Source organism: Klebsiella sp. M041 (genome assembly GCF_059759695.1).
In genome coordinates this window covers 159,119-176,373 of the sequence record NZ_JCAXWU010000009.1, presented here as the reverse complement: position 1 = coordinate 176,373, position 17,255 = coordinate 159,119, and the positions used below count along the sequence as shown (strand labels likewise).

The 17,255-nt window shown below is 61.9% G+C and carries 17 protein-coding genes; 9 read left to right on the top strand and 8 right to left on the bottom strand.

The annotated features are described in order from the left end of the window. Positions 1-39: 39 nt before the first annotated feature. From uspE to ogt, 3 genes are all read right to left on the bottom strand, one after another. Positions 40-990: a universal stress protein UspE gene (uspE, locus tag AC6CWS_RS14060; RefSeq protein WP_004887033.1), complete on the bottom strand. Its 951-nt coding sequence runs from the start codon at positions 988-990 to the stop codon at positions 40-42. A 138-nt stretch (positions 991-1,128) separates the two neighbouring features. Next, positions 1,129-1,881 (bottom strand): fumarate/nitrate reduction transcriptional regulator Fnr, encoded by a 753-nt coding sequence (gene fnr, locus AC6CWS_RS14055; protein WP_498256408.1) that lies wholly within the window; start codon positions 1,879-1,881, stop codon positions 1,129-1,131. A 193-nt stretch (positions 1,882-2,074) separates the two neighbouring features. Further along, on the bottom strand, positions 2,075-2,590 hold the full coding sequence (gene ogt / locus AC6CWS_RS14050; RefSeq protein WP_023289506.1) for a methylated-DNA--[protein]-cysteine S-methyltransferase: 516 nt from the start codon (positions 2,588-2,590) through the stop codon (positions 2,075-2,077). Between the two features lie 267 nt (positions 2,591-2,857). On the opposite strand from ogt, the gene AC6CWS_RS14045 reads away from it, so the two are divergent. Continuing rightward, positions 2,858-3,016, top strand: a complete 159-nt coding sequence (locus tag AC6CWS_RS14045; protein ID WP_064154677.1) for a hypothetical protein — start codon at positions 2,858-2,860, stop codon at positions 3,014-3,016. Between the two features lie 32 nt (positions 3,017-3,048). On the opposite strand, the gene abgT is transcribed toward AC6CWS_RS14045, so the two are convergent. From abgT to AC6CWS_RS14030, 3 genes are all read right to left on the bottom strand, one after another. Beyond that, complete coding sequence (abgT, locus tag AC6CWS_RS14040) at positions 3,049-4,575, bottom strand: p-aminobenzoyl-glutamate transporter (protein ID WP_049013443.1); 1,527 nt, start codon at positions 4,573-4,575, stop codon at positions 3,049-3,051. Between the two features lie 123 nt (positions 4,576-4,698). Then, positions 4,699-6,144, bottom strand: coding sequence for a M20 family metallopeptidase (locus tag AC6CWS_RS14035; protein WP_065882272.1), 1,446 nt, complete (start codon positions 6,142-6,144; stop codon positions 4,699-4,701). Then, positions 6,144-7,454 (bottom strand): M20 family metallo-hydrolase, encoded by a 1,311-nt coding sequence (locus tag AC6CWS_RS14030; RefSeq protein WP_065882274.1) that lies wholly within the window; start codon positions 7,452-7,454, stop codon positions 6,144-6,146. The genes AC6CWS_RS14035 and AC6CWS_RS14030 overlap by 1 nt, the downstream gene beginning before the upstream one ends. Positions 7,455-7,620: 166 nt before the next feature. On the opposite strand from AC6CWS_RS14030, the gene AC6CWS_RS14025 reads away from it, so the two are divergent. Both AC6CWS_RS14025 and smrA read left to right on the top strand, forming a co-directional pair. After that, entirely contained in the window at positions 7,621-8,529 is a 909-nt protein-coding gene (locus AC6CWS_RS14025; protein ID WP_044522727.1) for a LysR family transcriptional regulator, read from the top strand. Positions 8,530-8,630: 101 nt separating this feature from the next. Further along, positions 8,631-9,194 (top strand): DNA endonuclease SmrA, encoded by a 564-nt coding sequence (gene smrA / locus AC6CWS_RS14020; RefSeq protein WP_032452707.1) that lies wholly within the window; start codon positions 8,631-8,633, stop codon positions 9,192-9,194. Here the strand turns inward: smrA and AC6CWS_RS14015 are convergent. Beyond that, the gene (locus AC6CWS_RS14015) at positions 9,191-9,997 is read right to left on the bottom strand and encodes an IclR family transcriptional regulator domain-containing protein (RefSeq protein WP_023289513.1); all 807 of its coding nucleotides are present in this window, start codon (positions 9,995-9,997) and stop codon (positions 9,191-9,193) included. The genes smrA and AC6CWS_RS14015 overlap by 4 nt on opposite strands. Before the next feature lie 169 nt (positions 9,998-10,166). Between AC6CWS_RS14015 and AC6CWS_RS14010 the strand changes: the two genes are divergently transcribed. Genes AC6CWS_RS14010 through pcaC form a run of 6 tightly spaced genes read left to right on the top strand, consistent with a single transcriptional unit; the run spans position 10,167 to position 15,231 of the window. After that, the gene (locus tag AC6CWS_RS14010; protein WP_023289514.1) at positions 10,167-10,853 is read left to right on the top strand and encodes a 3-oxoacid CoA-transferase subunit A; all 687 of its coding nucleotides are present in this window, start codon (positions 10,167-10,169) and stop codon (positions 10,851-10,853) included. A gap of 10 nt (positions 10,854-10,863) precedes the next feature. Beyond that, positions 10,864-11,520 (top strand): 3-oxoacid CoA-transferase subunit B, encoded by a 657-nt coding sequence (locus AC6CWS_RS14005; RefSeq protein WP_023289515.1) that lies wholly within the window; start codon positions 10,864-10,866, stop codon positions 11,518-11,520. A 10-nt stretch (positions 11,521-11,530) separates the two neighbouring features. Next, positions 11,531-12,733 carry a 3-oxoadipyl-CoA thiolase gene (gene pcaF, locus AC6CWS_RS14000; protein ID WP_048297434.1) on the top strand — a complete coding sequence of 401 codons (1,203 nt, stop codon included), beginning with the start codon at positions 11,531-11,533 and terminating at the stop codon, positions 12,731-12,733. 9 nt (positions 12,734-12,742) lie between these two features. Then, positions 12,743-14,095: a 3-carboxy-cis,cis-muconate cycloisomerase gene (locus AC6CWS_RS13995; protein ID WP_065882276.1), complete on the top strand. Its 1,353-nt coding sequence runs from the start codon at positions 12,743-12,745 to the stop codon at positions 14,093-14,095. Further along, entirely contained in the window at positions 14,085-14,852 is a 768-nt protein-coding gene (pcaD, locus tag AC6CWS_RS13990; RefSeq protein WP_080901503.1) for a 3-oxoadipate enol-lactonase, read from the top strand. Before AC6CWS_RS13995 ends, pcaD begins: the two co-directional genes overlap by 11 nt. Further along, positions 14,842-15,231 (top strand): 4-carboxymuconolactone decarboxylase, encoded by a 390-nt coding sequence (pcaC, locus tag AC6CWS_RS13985; RefSeq protein WP_023289519.1) that lies wholly within the window; start codon positions 14,842-14,844, stop codon positions 15,229-15,231. The genes pcaD and pcaC overlap by 11 nt, the downstream gene beginning before the upstream one ends. A 318-nt stretch (positions 15,232-15,549) precedes the next feature. On the opposite strand, the gene fumA is transcribed toward pcaC, so the two are convergent. Continuing rightward, positions 15,550-17,202, bottom strand: a complete 1,653-nt coding sequence (gene fumA / locus AC6CWS_RS13980) for a class I fumarate hydratase FumA (RefSeq protein WP_065882283.1) — start codon at positions 17,200-17,202, stop codon at positions 15,550-15,552. Between the last annotated feature and the right edge of the window lie 53 nt (positions 17,203-17,255).

Sequence of the window (17,255 nt, the reverse complement as noted above, 5' to 3'; positions counted from 1 at the left end):
CCGCGAGGCGGGGGAAGGTGAACGTTCCGGGAGGGAAGGTTAATCGTCGTCGTCGTCGTCCAGTTCCACCGGCGTCTGATAGGCCTCTGGTTTAAGCACCAGCAGATCGCAGCGCAGGTGGTCGACGACCTGCTCCGCGGTATTGCCAAGGAACGCCGCGGAGAGGCCGGTGCGTCCGACCGTACCCAGCACCACGATCCCCGCCTGCAGATGCTCGGCGAGATCCGGGATCACCTCCTCAGGCAACCCTTTTTCCACATGGGTGAATTTCTCGTCAATGCCAAACTTCTGCCGCAGCGCTTTCATCGCCAGCAGATGCTGACCGCGAATGGCGTCGTTGTACACGCTGGGATCGAAATCCGGCAGCTCAATCGCGATATTGATCGGGGTGACCGGATAGGCGCCGATAAGGTGCACTTCAGTGTGGTTGACTTCTTCCGCCAGCGACAGCGTCTCGCGAACCAGCTTCTCGTTGAGGGTGTTGTGATAATTCTCTTCACTGGCCAGATTGACGGCGACCAGCGCTTTACCGCCTTCCGGCCACGGCTGATCTTTCACCATCCAGACCGGGCAGGGGCACTTACGCAGCAGATGCCAGTCGGTCGGGGTGAAGATCACCGCTTCCAGCTTGTCGTGCTGGTGGGCCATCTTCAGCAGCAGGTCGTGTTTCTCACTGATCACTTCCTGAATAATGGCTTCGAAGGGGCGGTTGTGCCACACCACTTTCACGTCAATCGGCACACCGGATTCAAGATAGAATTTCGCCTGCTCGCGGATCCAGGCCGTTCGTTGGGCAATGACGCCCTGACGCATCGCCGTCCGTTCGTCCGGCGACAGCAGGGTGGTCATTTCATAAGAAAAATCATAGATCGGCAAAAAGGCTTTGATGCGTCCACCAATCCGTTGGTGCAGGTACACCGCTCGCCTTAGCGCCGGCTGGTCGTCCTGGTTAGGATCGATTACTACCAGCATGCTCTGATACTTCGCCATACAGGGTCTCCTTACAACTGCAGCTACCGTCAGTTATTAAAAAGATAACCTATATGGATGAATTGAAACAGGGGAGGAGCCTGGTCAGATCAACAAATCTGAAAAAAATGCCGATCCTGACCAGGTGTTGCGCGGAGATTAAGCGACGTTGCGCGCCTGACCGGCCAGCTGGGCCAGCAGGTCGCCGTTTTCAATGGTGATGTATTTGCCTTTCACCGCCAGCATGCCGCTCTTCTGGAAACGCCCCAGCAGACGGCTGATGGTTTCGACGGTGAGGCCGAGATAGTTGCCAATGTCGCCGCGGGTCATGGTCAGTCGGAACTCGCGGGGAGAGAAACCGCGCTGCGCGAAACGGCGTGACAGGTTATAGATAAACGCGGCCAGGCGCTCTTCGGCGTTCTTTTTGGAAAGCAGCAGGATCATATCCTGGTCGCCTTTGATCTCACCGCTCATCAGGCGCATCATCTGCTGACGCAGATTCGGCATTTTTCCGGAAAGATCGTCGAGGGTTTCAAAGGGGATCTCGCACACCATCGAGGTTTCCAGCGCCTGGGCGAAGCTCGGGTGCAGGCCGGTGCCGATGGCGTCGAAGCCCACCAGATCGCCCGCCAGATGGAAGCCGGTAATCTGCTCATCGCCTTGCTCGGTGATGGTGTAGCTTTTGATGGTCCCGGAGCGAATGGCGTACAACGATTTCAGCTCATCGCCCGCTTTGAACAAGGTTTGACCTTTCTGGATGGGCTTTTTCCGCTCGATATTATTATCCAGCTGATCAAGCTCATGCTCGTTCAGAGTAAAGGGGATGCAGAGCTGGCTGATACTGCAATCCTGACAATGGATAGCACAACCGCCAGACTGAATGCGTCGAATAATTCGCTTCTCAGGGATCATATGTCTGCTCAGGCCTTAATTGATATTGGTCAATTTTAACATCTTTTTGATGAGCAGGTAAGTCTTCAGGCTCTGAAACACGTAATATCAGCAGGGTAAATCAACACAGGCTGATATCTGCTTGATTAAAAATAGATTATTCAGCCACATTGGATTGTAAAATCACCTGAAAATTCCGAAAACGCATTTTCAGTCAAAGCAACAGATAGCCCTCGTGGCGCAGAAGCCACTCTTTACGCTGCACGCCGCCGGCATAGCCGGTCATCGTGCCGTTACGCCCGATGACCCGATGGCAGGGCACCACAATACTCACCGGGTTGGCGCCATTGGCGGCCCCCACGGCGCGCGCCGCGCCGGGACGACCGAGCGCCTCGGCCAGCTGACCGTAGTGCATCACCTGGCCGCAGGGGATCTCGCGTAACGCCCGCCAGACCTGGCGCTGGAAAGGGGTGCCGGCGGTGGCGGTAGGCAGGGTCTCGATAACGGCCAGATCGCCGGCAAAATAGTCGTTCAGCTTACTGCTGAGACCGCCTGGATTGCGGCAGTCGACGCGCTGATAGCCTTCCCGGCGATAGTGTACATCGAGCAGGGTTTCCATCCGATCGCGGTGCTCGTCCCACTCGACGGCGCGCAAATTAAACTGTTCGTCGCAGAGCACCCACAGCGCCCCCAGCGGGGTATCCATTTTATCCTGCAGCAAGGTCAACATCGTTTCGGTCATCCACCATCGTACACGAGGGCCACACGATACCACGCGCCGGCGGCGGTCAACTATACTCCCAAAAGATAAACCCGCATCATCGACCGGTAGCCAGCGGCCGTTACGTTGATTTATTTTTGGATCGATCCTGGCGGGTTATCGGGCATGGTTTTTGCTACTTTTAAGCTGACGACGCCGGTCCTCCGCGCAGCTTTGCGCGCCCGGGAAGGTGCCGCCGCGTCGGCGCGGCGCGGTTAATAACTCAGAGGTGGGGCTATGCAATATATACTGACTGGCGTAATCGTATTGATCTTCAGCGGCCTGGTTATCCATTGCCTCACGCTGTTACTCGAACGCGGGTATCGCGCGCTTTTCGGTATCTTCGCCGGAGCCGCTGATCTCCCCCGCAAGGTCAAAGTGAAGGTGCCGCGTTAAGCGTAAGCCGCCGTCCCTGGCGCTTCAACGGCTTAAGGAAGCCGCGGATAGATGCCAGGGCCGATGGGCAGTCCTGCCAGATACCAGCCCACCAGCAACAGCAGCCAGACGGCGAGGAAAATCAGCGGGTAAGGGAGCACCAGCGAATAGTATGTCCCGAGGCGGGCGTCCGGTCGGTAGCGCTGTAAAAAACCGAGAAACAGCGGCACAAACGGTGAAACCGGCGCCAGCGGCAGCACCGATGAATCGGCGATGCGAAACAGGATCTGCGCAAACGCCGGGTGGAAGCCCAGCAGCATAAACATCGGCACGAAGATCGGCGCCAGAATCGACCAGATGGCCGAGCCGCTGGCGATAAACATACACAGAAAAGCCGACAGCAGCGCCAGACCGACAAACGCCGGGACGCCGTTCATGCCGGCGCTCTCCAGCAGGTCCGTCAGGCCAACGGCCATAAACCTACCCATATTGCTCCAGTTGAACATCGCCACGAACTGCGCCAGCGGGAAGACCATCACGATAAATCCGGCCATCTCTTTCATCGGCTCAATCATCAGCTGCGGCAGATCGGCCTGGCGGCGAATTTTGCCGGTGGCGATGCCGTAAGCCAGCGACACGACAAAGAAGAAAAAGATGATCAGCGGCACGATGCCTTTGATAAACGGCGAGGGCATGACCGTGTGTTGAACCGGGTCGCGAAGAATGCCGTTTTCGGGGACCACCATCAGGGCGATGACCGCCACGAACGCCAGCGTCGCCACGCCGGCGATGCGCAGGCCGAAACGCTCCTCGGCGGTCAGGGTCTGCAGCTTGTCATCACGACTGCCTTGCCATTGGCCCAGTCGCGGCTCCACCAGCTTGTCAGTGATCAAACCGCCGACGAGGGTCAGGAGGATCACCGAGGTCGCCATAAAGTACCAGTTGTCGATCACGCTGACGTGCAGAGAGGCATCGATGGATTTGGCCGCCTCGGTGCTGATCCCGGAGAGCAGCACGTCGGTGGTGACGATCAGTAAATTGGCGGTAAAGCCGCAGCCCACGCCGGCAATGGCCGCCAGCAGGCCGGCGACCGGATGCCGACCGACGGCGAGAAACATCAGCGCCCCCAGCGGCGGCATGATCACCAGCGCGGCGTCGGAGGAGATATGGCTGAAAAAGGCGATAAACAGCACCATATAGCTGGCATAACGGGCGCTAACGTGGGAGGCCATCTTCACCATCAGCGCGGGCAACAGACCCACCCGCTCGGCAAAGCCGGCGCCCAGCACCAGGGCGAGGATCGCCCCCAGCGGCGCGAAACCGCTGAAGTTTTTAATCACGTTCGGTAGAAACCAGTGCAACCCTTCCACGCTGAGCAGGTTTTTGACCACCACCCGCGACCCGTCCGCAGGGTTTTGGACCCCGACGTTGAAGGCGGAGAGTATCGCCGTGGCGGCGATCAGCGCCACGATAAGATAGATAAACAGCAAAAACGGGTGCGGGACCTTATTACCGATCTTCTCTACCCAGCCATAACGCTTTCCGGCGGGGGAAGGCGACGGTATGGATGACATACTCATGGGCGTTCCTCTGTTGTCGTTGTTGTGTTAGGCAGGCCTGCTCCCATACTGCCGGCGGTTATTATGGTCGGTGCGTGCCGCGATGCCGGTCAGCGTCTGTCAGGAGCGGGCTGGTCTGTATGGTTAGCGTAAAACCGACGGTCTCACCTCCGCCGGGATCGGGCAGCGGTAGGGATGTTCGGCCAGCGCTTGCCTGAGCTCTCGCTGGCTGGCCTCCAGCAGCGCGCGGTCGCTGAATAAGCGGATCGCCGTCGCCGCGAGGACTTTCCCCGCCAGCAGCATCCCTTTATGGGCGATGGCGGTGCGTCCCTGGCTCACCAGCTGCCAGCTGTGCAGCGGGGTACCCACCGCGAAGCAGGGGCTGAAGCACTGGGCCACCGGCGCTTTCCAGCTGACGTCGCCGACGTCGGTGGAGCCGGCGAGGAGCGTATCCGTGGCCGCCCACGGCGCCACCTCATCAATCAACAGCGTGTCGCGGTGGCGACGAGCGAAGGTTTTCCCCGCCTCGCCGCCGGTGCCGGCGATATTGTTCAGGCTGTTGTTGATATCGTTGTCGCTGAGCGTGGCGCGGATCGCTGCGGCAAAGGCGCGCTCGTCGTCGCTCCATGCCGGCGTGCCGTAATGGCATACCGCCTGGTACATCGCCGCTTCGAGCGTGCGGTTGGGCAGATAGCCCGAGCAGGCTTTTTCAAAGCGGCAGCTGACGTGGGTCTCGGTCATCAGCGCGGCCCCCTGGGCAATCTTCTCAATGCGGGCGAAAATCTGTTCCACGTCGGCCATCTCCGGCGCGCGGATCAGATACAGCACTTCCGCCTGGGCCTGGACGACGTTGGGCGAGACGCCGCCGGTATCGGTAATGGCGTAATGAACCCGCGCCTTCTCGATAATATGTTCATTCAGGAAGTTGCTGCCGGTGGTCATCAGGGTGACCGCGTCCAGGGCGCTTCGCCCCAGGTGCGGCGAATTGGCGGCGTGGGCGGCGGTGCCGGTAAAGCGCCACGCCGCCTGAATGTTGGCGAGGGTGCGGGTGCTGAACATCCCGGCCCAGGACTCCGGATGCCAGGTGAGGGCCGCATCGACGTCATCAAACAGCCCTTCGCGCACCATAAAGGTTTTGCCCGAGCCGCCTTCTTCCCCCGGGCAACCGTAGAAGCGCAGGGTGCCTGCGCCGCCGTGCTGCTGCAGCCATTTTTTAGCGGCGACCGCCGCGGCGAAAGCCGCCGTCCCGAGCAGATTGTGCCCGCAGCCGTGACCGTTGCCCCCCGGCGTCGACGATGTCGGCTCCGCGCAGTGGGCCTGCTGGCTAAGACCCGCCAGGGCGTCAAACTCGCCCAGCAGGGCAATAACCGGTTGACCCTCGCCGACGCTGGCGATAAAAGCATTGGGGATCCCGCCGGCATCCCGGGTAAGCTGAAAACCTTCCGCTTCCAGGGCGTCCGCCAGCCGGCGGGCGGACCAGAACTCCTCAAAGCGCGTCTCCGGGTGATCCCAGATATCATCGGCGATAGCGCAATACGTCTCGCGGCTTGCCTCAATCACCTCGTCCACAAACTGAAAAATGGGTTCCATCACACCCCCCGCTGCCAGGGAAAGTTAAGCGCGACGCGCGCCAGGGTGTCGACCGCGACCGTCATTACGCTCTCGTCGAAGTCAAACTTCTCGTTGTGGTGACCGGCGCTCAGTTCGGTGCCGAATATCATGTACGAGGCGAGGCCGCCGCGCGCCTGGACCCGGGCCATCATCAGGGTGGCGTCTTCCGATCCCGCCGGGGCGGCGATGCGATCCACCGCCTGCTGCACGCCGGGCACAAGGGCGGCCTGTTCGCGCAGGTACGCCACCCACGCCGGCGACGGGGCGCTGGCGGTGGCCGCGCCCATCATGCGTAACTCGTACCCGGCTTGATGCATCGCCGCGGCCCCGGCGATGACGTGCTGCGCCCGATCAAAAACATACTGGTTGATGGCTTCGCTTTCGCCGCGGGTTTCCACTTTTAACAGGGCCGAAGAGGGCACCACGTTGCGTCCGGTGCCGGCCTGCATCACCCCAACGTTGACCCGCGACGCGCCGGCGCTGTGCGGTGGGATGGCGTGCAGAGCAAGGGCGGCCTGGGCGGCGGCGAGCAGCGCGTTGCGCCCATCTTCAGGCTTACCGCCGGCATGGGCGGCCACGCCGCTAAACTGCACATCGAATTTGGTGGTGGCCATAAAGTTGTCCCCCCCGCACACCACGGTGCCGACCGGAACGCCGGTGCCGATATGGATGGCGGTGAAATAGTCCACCTCGTCCACCACGCCGGCGGCCACCATCGCGCGGGCGCCGCGGGTACCCTCTTCAGCAGGCTGGAAAATAAGTTTAATGACCCCGTTGAGCTGGGCGGCATACTGCTTGAGCACATGCGCCAGACCCAGCCCGATGGCGGTATGTCCATCGTGGCCGCAGGCGTGCATCATGCCGGCGTTGCAGGAGGCGAAATGGTCGCGATGGGGGCGGTGGCTGTCATCGTGCTGCTCATTGAGGTCGAGGGCGTCCATGTCGACGCGAAAGGCCAGGGTTGGGCCGGGACGTCCGGTGTCGAGCGTCGCCACCACGCCGGCGAACCCGCCTTCAAACACCGGCAACCAGCGTTCCGGCGCCCCTTGCTCGCGGGCGCGCTCGAAAGCCTGGGTCAGGGTCTCCTCATCCGGCAGCCCCATCCGGCTGTCGGCATCGATGACGTCACGCCCCAGCGCCAGCTGGTAGCCGAGCCCGTCGAGGATCTCCGCCACCTTGCTGGCGGTGCGAAACTCCAGCCAGCCGGATTCAGCGTGCAGGTGAAAATCGCGGCGCCATTGGGTCATGGCTGGCGCCAGCTGGCGCAGGTATTCATCAAGTTGCGGCATAGCTTATCCTGTCATAAGTAAAAAATGTGACGGCGTTCACGATGTGATAGCTTTTGTTTATCACTGACGCGCTACAGGCCTTAACGCTCTTAACCTGCCACAGCCTGATGGATTACAGTAGATGTCATTTTCTTCCTTCTGATAAACAACGGTTATCACCAAAAGCATGGCATTTCAGATTAAATTTCATCAAATTCGCGCCTTCGTCGAGGTGGCCCGGGAAGGGAGTATTCGCGGCGCCAGCCGCTCGCTGGCGGTCTCGCAGCCGGCCCTGACCAAAGCGATTAAAGAGCTGGAGGAGGGGCTTTCCGCTCAGCTGTTCGTCCGCCGCCGCCAGGGGGTGGCGCTGACTGACGATGGCGAAAGTTTTTATCAACATGCGAGCCTGATCCTCGAGGAGCTGCGGGCGGCGCAGGATGAACTGCTGCAGCGCCAGGGAGAGCAGGCCGGGCAGATCAATATTGGCCTTGGCGCCAGCGTCGCCCGGTCGCTGATGCCGTCGGTGATCTGCCGCTTTCATCAGCAGCATCCGCAGGTGAAGGTGCGGATCATGGAGGGCCAGCTGCTGGCGATGATCAATGAGCTTCGCCAGGGGGAGCTGGATTTCACCATCAACACCTACTATCCCGGGCCGTACGACCATGAGTTCAGCTTTGAAAAACTGTTTGAGAAACCGTTCGCGGTCTTCGCCCGCGCGGGGCATCCGGCGGCGCAGGCCACCTCGCTGGTGGAGCTGATGGATCACCACTGGACCATGCCGACGCCGCGCGGCAGCTACTTTAAACAGCTGCAGGACCGGTTTAATCAGGCCGGACTGGCGCCAAAGGTGGATATTGTGTGCGAGACCTTCTCGTCGTGCATCAGCCTGGTGGTGAAAAGCGATTTTCTCAGTATCCTGCCGGTGGAGCTCGGCAACGATCCGATGATGGCGGACAAGCTGATGATGATCCCCGTCCGCGAAGCGTTGCCGACGGCGGCCTATTTTCTGATCCAGCGGCGCGACACCCGGCAGACGCCGCTAACGGCGTCATTAATCACCCTGTTTCGCCGCCAGAGTCGACAATTGTTTCCTTAACCGCCCGTCGCGCTCACTTTGCCAGCAGACGGGGCTAAACGCGTTGAGGGGGGAGCGCGAGGCGGCTATAGTAGCTGGCGACAGCCGCTGGAGGAGAGCCCATGAACCTTGATGACAAATCCCTGTTTCTTGACGCCATGGAAGATGTCCAGCCCCTGAAACGTAACAATGACGTGCACTGGCATCCCGGGCGCAACAGTCGCGCCCCGCAGCGCGTCGACACCCTGCAACTGGATAATTTTCTCACTACCGGCTATCTCGATATCGTACCGCTCGCCACGCCGCTGGAGTTTAAGCGCGAAGGGCTGCAGAGCGGTGTGCTGGATAAGCTACGGCGGGGGAAATACAGCCAGCAGGCGAGCCTCTCCCTGCTGCGCCAGCCGGTGGAACAGTGCCGGCAGATGCTCTTCGCCTTTATGGTGCAGGCGCAGAAAGAGGGGTTACGAAATGTGCTGATCGTTCACGGCAAAGGCCGCGACGACCAGTCCCATGCCAATATCATCCGCAGCTATCTGGCGCGCTGGCTGGAAGAGCTGCCGGAGGTGCAGGCCTTCTGCGCCGCGCTACCACATCATGGCGGTAGCGGCGCCTGCTATGTCGCGCTGCGTAAATCGGCCGAAGCGAAGCAGGAGACCTGGGAGCGGCACGCCAAGCGCAGCCGCTAGCGCAGCAGCAGCGTCAGCTCGCGAGCGGCTTTTTGCAGCTCCGGCAGCACGCGGTCGATCATCTCGCGGGCCGACATCTGGCCCGCATGCACCCCGACGTTCAGCGCCGCCTGCGCCTGCCCCTGGGCGTTAAACAGCGGTACCGCGAGGGAGCGCAGGCCCATCTCCAGCTCCTGATCGTTGAGGGCATACCCCTGCTGATGCACCCGTTTCAGCTCGGCGCGCAGCTTCGCCACCGAATCCACCGTCTGCGGGGTATAGCGGATCATGGTTACCCGGGCCAGCATGTCGTTGAGCTTCTCCTCCGGCTGATGGCTGAGCAGCACCCGACCCATCGAGGTCGCCCACGCCGGAAGGCGGCTGCCGATATCGAGGTCGATGGTCATGATCCGCGAGCTGGAAGCGCGGGCGATATACAGGATATCGTCCCCGTCGAGGGTGGCGATGGAGCAGGATTCATTGAGCATTTCGCTCAGATGCCGCAGCACCGGCTGCGCCGAACGCGCCAGCGGCGTTGAGGCCAGCCAGGCGTGCCCCAGGGCCAGGATCCGCGGCCGCAGCTGAAAATGCTTACCGTCTTCGGCATAAACGAACCCCAGCTTGCTCAGGGTATACAGGCAGCGGCGCACCGCTGCGCGCGGAATGCCGGTCTTTTGACTGATCTGTGAGATAGACAGCAGGGGCCGCTGCGGCGTGAATGCCTGAATCACCTCCAGGCCGCGCGCCAGCGAGGCCATGAAGTTAGGATCGCCCTTAAACGGATCGCCGTCGCCGGTCAGTAAATCGTCTGGATGCTTGTCCATTTCTGTTCCCCATATTTGCCATCGATCACATTCTTTCGCTAAAGATAACCGATGTTCGATTATCGCACCATATTTCGATTATCGCCCTTGACCGACATCGTTAAGCGGGTCACATTTTGTGCGAACAACGAATAAAAGTGCGATTACCGCACATCACTGGAGCGACCTGATGATTGATAAAAGCGTATCGACGCTGAGCGAGGCCATCGCCGGGATCCACGACGGGGCGACTATTATGATCGGCGGCTTTGGTCCCGCCGGCCAGCCGACCTTTCTGATTGACGCCCTGATTGACCAGGGCGCCCGCGACCTGACCATCATTAACAACAACGCTGGCAACGGCGAAGTGGGGCTCGCGGCGCTGCTTAAGGCTGGCCGGGTGCGCAAAATGATCTGCTCCTTCCCGCGCCAGGTCGATTCCCAGATTTTCGATGACCTCTATCGCCGCGGCAAAGTGGAGCTGGAGCTGGTGCCGCAGGGCAACCTCGCGGCGCGGATCCAGGCCGCCGGCGCCGGGCTGGGCGCGGTGTTTACCCCCACCGGCTACGGCACGCCGCTGGCGGAAGGCAAGGAGACACGGGAAATCGACGGCCGCCACTATGTGCTGGAGTATCCGATCAAAGCCGATTTCGCGCTGATTAAAGCCCACCAGGGCGACCGCTGGGGCAACCTGGTGTATCGCAAGGCAGCGCGCAACTTTGGACCGATTATGGCGACGGCGGCGAAAACCACCATCGTTGAAGTCTCGCAGCTGGTGTCGCTGGGCGACCTCGACCCGGAACACATCATCACCCCCGGCATTTTCGTCCAGCGCGTGTTCTCGCTGGAAAACCTGACTGCCGCACAACGCGCCTGAGGAACCCGAGATGCAAAAACTGACCCGTGACGAAATGGCCCAGCGCGTGGCCCGCGATATCCCCGAAGGCGCTTACGTTAACCTCGGCATTGGCCTGCCGACCCGGATTGCCAACTACCTGCCTGCCGACAAAGAGGTGTTCCTGCACAGCGAGAACGGCCTGCTGGGCATGGGGCCGAAGCCGCAGCCCGGAGAAGAAGATCCCGAGCTGATCAATGCCGGTAAAGAGTACGTTACCCTCCTGCAGGGCGGCTGCTATTTCCACCATGGCGACTCCTTCGCCATGATGCGCGGCGGCCATCTCGATATCTGCGTGCTGGGGGCCTATCAGGTCTCCGCCAGCGGCGATCTCGCCAACTGGAGCACCGGCGCGCCGGACGCCATCCCGGCGGTCGGCGGGGCGATGGATCTGGCCATCGGCGCTCGCCAGGTGTTTGTGATGATGGACCATCTAACCCGCGACGGCGAGTGCAAGCTGGTGGAACAGTGCAGCTACCCGCTGACCGGCGTCGGCTGCGTGAGCCGGATCTATACCGACCTGGCGGTGATCGACATTACCGACCGCGGCCCGGTGGTGCGGGAAATCTTTAACGGTCTCTCTTTTGAAGAGCTGCAGCGCATCACTCCGGTGACGCTGACCTTTGAACAACTGGCGGAAAGCGCGTAAGGAACCTATGATGAATCAGGCATTTATCTGTGATGCGGTGCGTACACCCTTTGGCCGTTTTGGTGGTACGCTGGCGACGATGCGCGCTGACGACCTGGCGGCGCTGCCGCTGAAAGCGCTGCTGGAGCGTAACCCGGGACTGGATCCTTCGCGCATTGACGATGTGATCTTTGGCTGCGCCAACCAGGCCGGGGAAGACAACCGCAACGTGGCGCGGATGGCGCTGCTGCTGGCCGGGCTGCCGGAGAGCGTGCCCGGCAGCACCATCAACCGCCTGTGCGGCTCCAGCCTCGATGCGATCGGCGTCGCGGCGCGGGCGATTAAAAGCGGGGAGACGCAGCTGATGATCGCCGGCGGCGTGGAGAGTATGTCCCGGGCGCCGTTTGTGATGGGTAAAGCGGAGAGCGCCTTTAGCCGCAGCATGCAGATGGAGGATACCACCATCGGCTGGCGCTTTATTAACCCGCAGATGAAAGCCCTGTACGGCGTGCATTCCATGCCGGAGACGGCGGAAAATGTCGCCGATGAGTTTGCCATTTCCCGCGCCGATCAGGATGCGTTCGCCTTACGCAGTCAACTGCGCACCGCCGCGGCCCAGGAGGCTGGGCGTTTTGCCGATGAGCTGATCGCCGTCCAGGTGCCGCAGCGTAAAGGCGAACCGCTGCGGTTTAGCCGCGATGAACACCCGCGCAGCACCTCGCTGGAGGCGCTGGCGAAACTGCGCGGCGTGGTGCGCGCCGACGGCAGTGTCACCGCCGGCAACGCCTCAGGCGTTAACGATGGCGCCTGCGCGCTGCTGCTGGCCAGCGAAACCGCGCTGGCGGCCAACGATCTTCAGCCGCTGGCCCGGGTGGTCGGCGTGGCGACGGCGGGGGTGGCGCCGCGCATTATGGGCTTTGGCCCGGCGCCGGCGGTGCGGAAGGTGCTGGCGCAGACCGGTCTGACGTTAGCCCAGATGGATGTGATCGAGCTGAATGAAGCCTTCGCCGCCCAGGCGCTGGCGGTGACCCGCGATTTGGGCTTACCGGACGATGCCGCCCATGTGAACCCCAACGGCGGGGCGATCGCCCTGGGGCATCCGCTCGGCGCCTCCGGCGGCCGCCTGGCGATGACCGCAGCTTACCAGCTGAAACGGACCGGCGGCCGCTACGCGCTGTGCACCATGTGCATCGGCGTCGGGCAGGGGATCGCCCTGATTATTGAACGTGTTTAAGGAGCCAGAATGAGTTTGTTGACCCCGATGCTGCGCAGCAGTCCGCTCACCGACTGGTTCAGCGACGCGCAGCGGGTGCAGGGCATGCTGGATTTTGAAGCGGCGCTGGCCCAGGCGCAGGCCGCCTGCGGGATGGTGCCGGCGGCGGCGGTCGGGCCGATTGTCGCGGCCTGCCGCCACGAGGCGATCGATTTTACCGCCCTGGGCGAGGCGGCTGTGGGGGCGGGTAATCTGGCGATCCCGCTGGTGAAACAGCTGACGGCCCAGGTAAAAGCGCGGGATCCAAACGCCGCGCGCTACGTTCACTGGGGCGCCACCAGTCAGGATGCTATCGACACCGGGCTGGTGCTCCAGCTGCGCGGGGCGCTGGATGCCGCCGAGCAACTGCTTGAGCGACTGTTGGCGGCCCTCGCCGGGCAGGCCGACCGTCATTGCCACAGCGTGATGCCGGGCCGGACCTGGATGCAGCATGCGCTGCCGGTGACCTTTGGTCTGAAGCTGGCGGGCACTCTCGACGCGCTGCTGCGCTGGCAGCAGCGGCTGCGGGAGATGCGTCCGCGTCTGCTGGTGCTGCAGTTCGGCGGCGCTGCGGGGACCCTGGACGCGCTGAAAGCGCAAGGACCGGCGGTTGGCCAGGCGCTGGCGCAGAACCTCGGTCTGTCGCTGCCGGATACCCCGTGGCACAGCCAGCGCGATCGGCTGCTGGAGGCAGGCGCCTGGTTCGCTGGCGTCTGCGGCACCCTGGGGAAATTCGCTAATGACTTCTCCCTGCTGATGCAGACCGAAGTGGCGGAGGTGGGCGAGCCGGTAGCGGAAGGGCGCGGCGGCTCGTCGACGATGCCGCATAAGCGCAATCCGGTGGCTTGCGCGGCGATCCTGACCGCCGCCCAGCGCACCCCGGGTCTGATGGCCACCCTCTACGCCTGCCAGATTCAGCAGCACGAGCGGGCGCTGGGCGGCTGGCAGGCGGAGTGGGAGACCCTGCCGGAGCTGATTACCCTGGTGGGCGGGGCGCTGGCGCAAAGCGAGGCGCTGGTGCGCGACATGCAGGTCTTCCCGCAAAAGATGCGCGCCGACCTCGATATCACCCACGGGCTGATCATGGCTGAGGCGGTGACCCTGGCGCTGGCGGAATGCATCGGCAAAGCTGAGGCGCACCATCATATTGAGGTGCTGTGCCGTCAGGCGCTGGACCGCCACCGCCCGCTGGTCGATCTGCTCGCGGCAGACCCGCAGGTTAGTCAGTATCTCTCCCGCGAACGCTTAACCACGCTGCTGGACCCGGCAACGGCGACCGGCAGCGCCGAACGCTTTGTGCGCCAGGTGCTGGCGCGTTATCAGGAGCAACATGATGAATCTTGATTATCAACTCGACGGACCGGAAGGTGCGCCGGTTATCGTTCTCTCCAACTCGCTGGGTACCACCCGGGCGATGTGGCAGCCGCAGATAGAGGCGTTAACCGCCCATTTCCGGGTGCTGCGCTACGACACCCACGGCCACGGTAAAACGACGAAAAATGGCAAAGTGACCCTCGCCCAGCTGGGGGAAGATGTGATTGCGCTGCTCGATCATCTGAATATCGACCGCGCCTGGTTCTGCGGGATCTCGATGGGCGGTCTGACCGGTCTGTGGCTGGGCCGCTTTGCGCCAGAGCGTTTTTATGGTCTGGCCGTCGCGAACACCGCGGCGCGCATCGGCGATCAGGCCAGCTGGCTGTCGCGGGCGCGGGCGGTACGCCAGGAGGGAATGGCGGTGGTGGCCGCCGGGGCGGCAGATCGCTGGTTCACCCACGCGTTTCGCCAGAAGGCGCCGGAGGTGGTGGAGGCCCTGTGTCACCAGCTGACCCATACCGACGCCGAAGGCTATGCCGCCTGCTGTGAGGCGCTGGCCGCCGCCGACCTGCGGGGCGAAGTAGGGCAGATCCCGCTGCCGACGTTAATCATTGCCGGGGAAAGTGACCCTGTCACCACGGTCGGTGACGCTAATTTCCTGCAGCAGCAGATCCCCGCCTCCCAGGTGGTAGTTCTGCCGGCATCGCATCTGTCAAACATTGAGGCGGCGAAAAGCTTTACTTCAGCGCTGCTGAGCTTTTTCCAGGGAGAACGCCATGGAGGATAAACAGCGCTATCAGGACGGGTTGGCGGTGCGGCGCAAAGTACTGGGCGACGCCCACGTCGACCGTACGCTGCAGCATCTGACGCCGTTGAACGAAGAGTTTCAGGACTTTATCACCCGCTACGCCTGGGGTGAGACCTGGACCCGTCCGGGGCTCGACCACCACACCCGCAGTATGATCACCATTGCCATGCTGATTGCTCTCAATCGCGAGGCGGAGCTGAAGATGCATCTGCGCGCGTCGTTTAACAACGGGGTGACCCGTGATGAGCTGAAAGAGTTGATCATGCACTCTGCGCTGTACTGCGGACTGCCGGCGGCCAATGCCACGATGCATCTGGCGCAGCAGGTGTTTGACGACATTGACGCCGCGCAGGGTTGAGTCGTCGTCCAGGTCGGATTGCCCGGCAGTCGTTGTCGGCCGGGTAAGGAACAGACGCCACCCGGCGGAAATGCCGCTACGTTATCCATTATTTCTTACCCTCCTGCGGCGCGACGGCTGGGGCATCGTCCCGGTCGTCCCGAGGGTCAGCATCAACCCGGGAAAGGGAATTATTGTTATTTTTCAGCAATCAAGGGACGACTTGTCGTTGAGCATAGCCGGGCAGGAAGTGAATTCAAGCTGGCGCGGCGCGGCGCGGACATAAAACAAGCCGTCACCTGAACGGCGACGGCCTGCTGTTAGCGCCAGAGGGGGGCGTTAGCCGTGCTGTTTACAGCCGGCGCACTGCTTGTTCTGGATCTGCTGGAAGAAATCGTTGCCTTTATCATCGACGAGAATAAACGCCGGGAAATCTTCCACTTCGATTTTCCAGATCGCCTCCATCCCCAGTTCCGGATACGCCACGCACTCAAGGCTCTTGATGCTCTGTTGCGCCAGCACCGCCGCCGGGCCGCCGATGCTGCCGAGGTAGAAGCCGCCGTGTTTGTGGCAGGCGTCGGTGACCTGCTGGCTGCGGTTGCCTTTCGCCAGCATCACCATGCTCGCGCCATGGGACTGCAGCAGATCGACGTAAGAGTCCATGCGGCCAGCGGTGGTCGGGCCGAGGGAGCCGGAGGCGTAACCGGCAGGCGTTTTGGCCGGGCCGGCGTAGTAGATCGGGTGATCTTTCACGTACTGCGGCAGTTCCTCGCCATTATCGATAAGCTCTTTCAGCTTGGCGTGGGCGATATCGCGAGCGACGATAATAGTGCCGTTGAGACTCAGGCGGGTGGAAACCGGATGGGCGGACAGTTGCGCCAGGATCTCGCTCATCGGCTGATTCAGGTTGATGCTGACCACCTTGCCTTCGCCCTGCTGACGCAGATGTTCAGGGATATATTTTCCTGGATTGCTCTCCAGTTTCTCAATCCAGATACCGTCGCGGTTGATTTTGGCTTTGATGTTGCGGTCGGCGGAGCAGGAGACGCCCATGCCGATCGGACAGGAGGCGCCGTGGCGCGGCAGGCGGATCACCCGGATATCGTGGGCGAAGTATTTGCCGCCGAACTGCGCGCCGAGGCCGAGGTTTTGCGCTTCCTGCAGCAGTTCCTGCTCAAGCTGCACATCGCGGAACGCCTGACCGTGCTCGTTGCCTTCAGTCGGCAGGCCGTCGTAGTAGCGGGTGGAGGCCAGCTTGACGGTTTTCAGCGTCGCTTCCGCCGAGGTGCCGCCGATGACAAAGGCGATATGGTACGGCGGGCAGGCCGCCGTGCCGAGGGTACGCATCTTCTCCACCAGATAGTTTTTCAGCTTCGCCGGGGTGATCAGCGCTTTGGTTTCCTGATAGAGATAGGTTTTATTGGCGGAACCGCCGCCTTTCGCCATGCACAGGAATTTATATTCGTCGCCGTCGACGCTGTAGAGATCGATCTGCGCCGGCAGGTTGGTGCCGGTGTTGACCTCTTTATACATATCCAGCGGGGCGTTCTGCGAGTAACGCAGGTTATCTTCGGTATAGGTGTTGTACACGCCCTGCGCCAGGGCGGCTTCGTCGCCGCCGCCGGTCCAGACGCGCTGGCCTTTTTTACCCATGATGATGGCGGTGCCGGTGTCCTGGCAGGTGGGCAGAATGCCTTTGGCGGCGATTTCCGAGTTGCGCAGGAACTGCAGGGCGACATATTTATCGTTATCGCTGGCCTCCGGGTCGAGCAGAATCGACGCGACCTGCTGCTGATGGGAGACGCGCAGCATAAAGGCGGCGTCGTGGAAGGCCTGCTGCGCCAGCAGGGTCAGCGCCTGCGGTTCCACTTTCAGCACTTCCTGGCCGTCAAATTCGGCGACGGAGACGTGCGCTTTGCTGAGCAGATAGTATTCAGTATCGTCGTGCGCCAGCGGGAACGGATCCTGATAAACAAACGGTTTAGTCGACATAATCACTTACTCCATAAAGATAAAACCGCCGGGGTGGTCCCGGCGGTTATGAA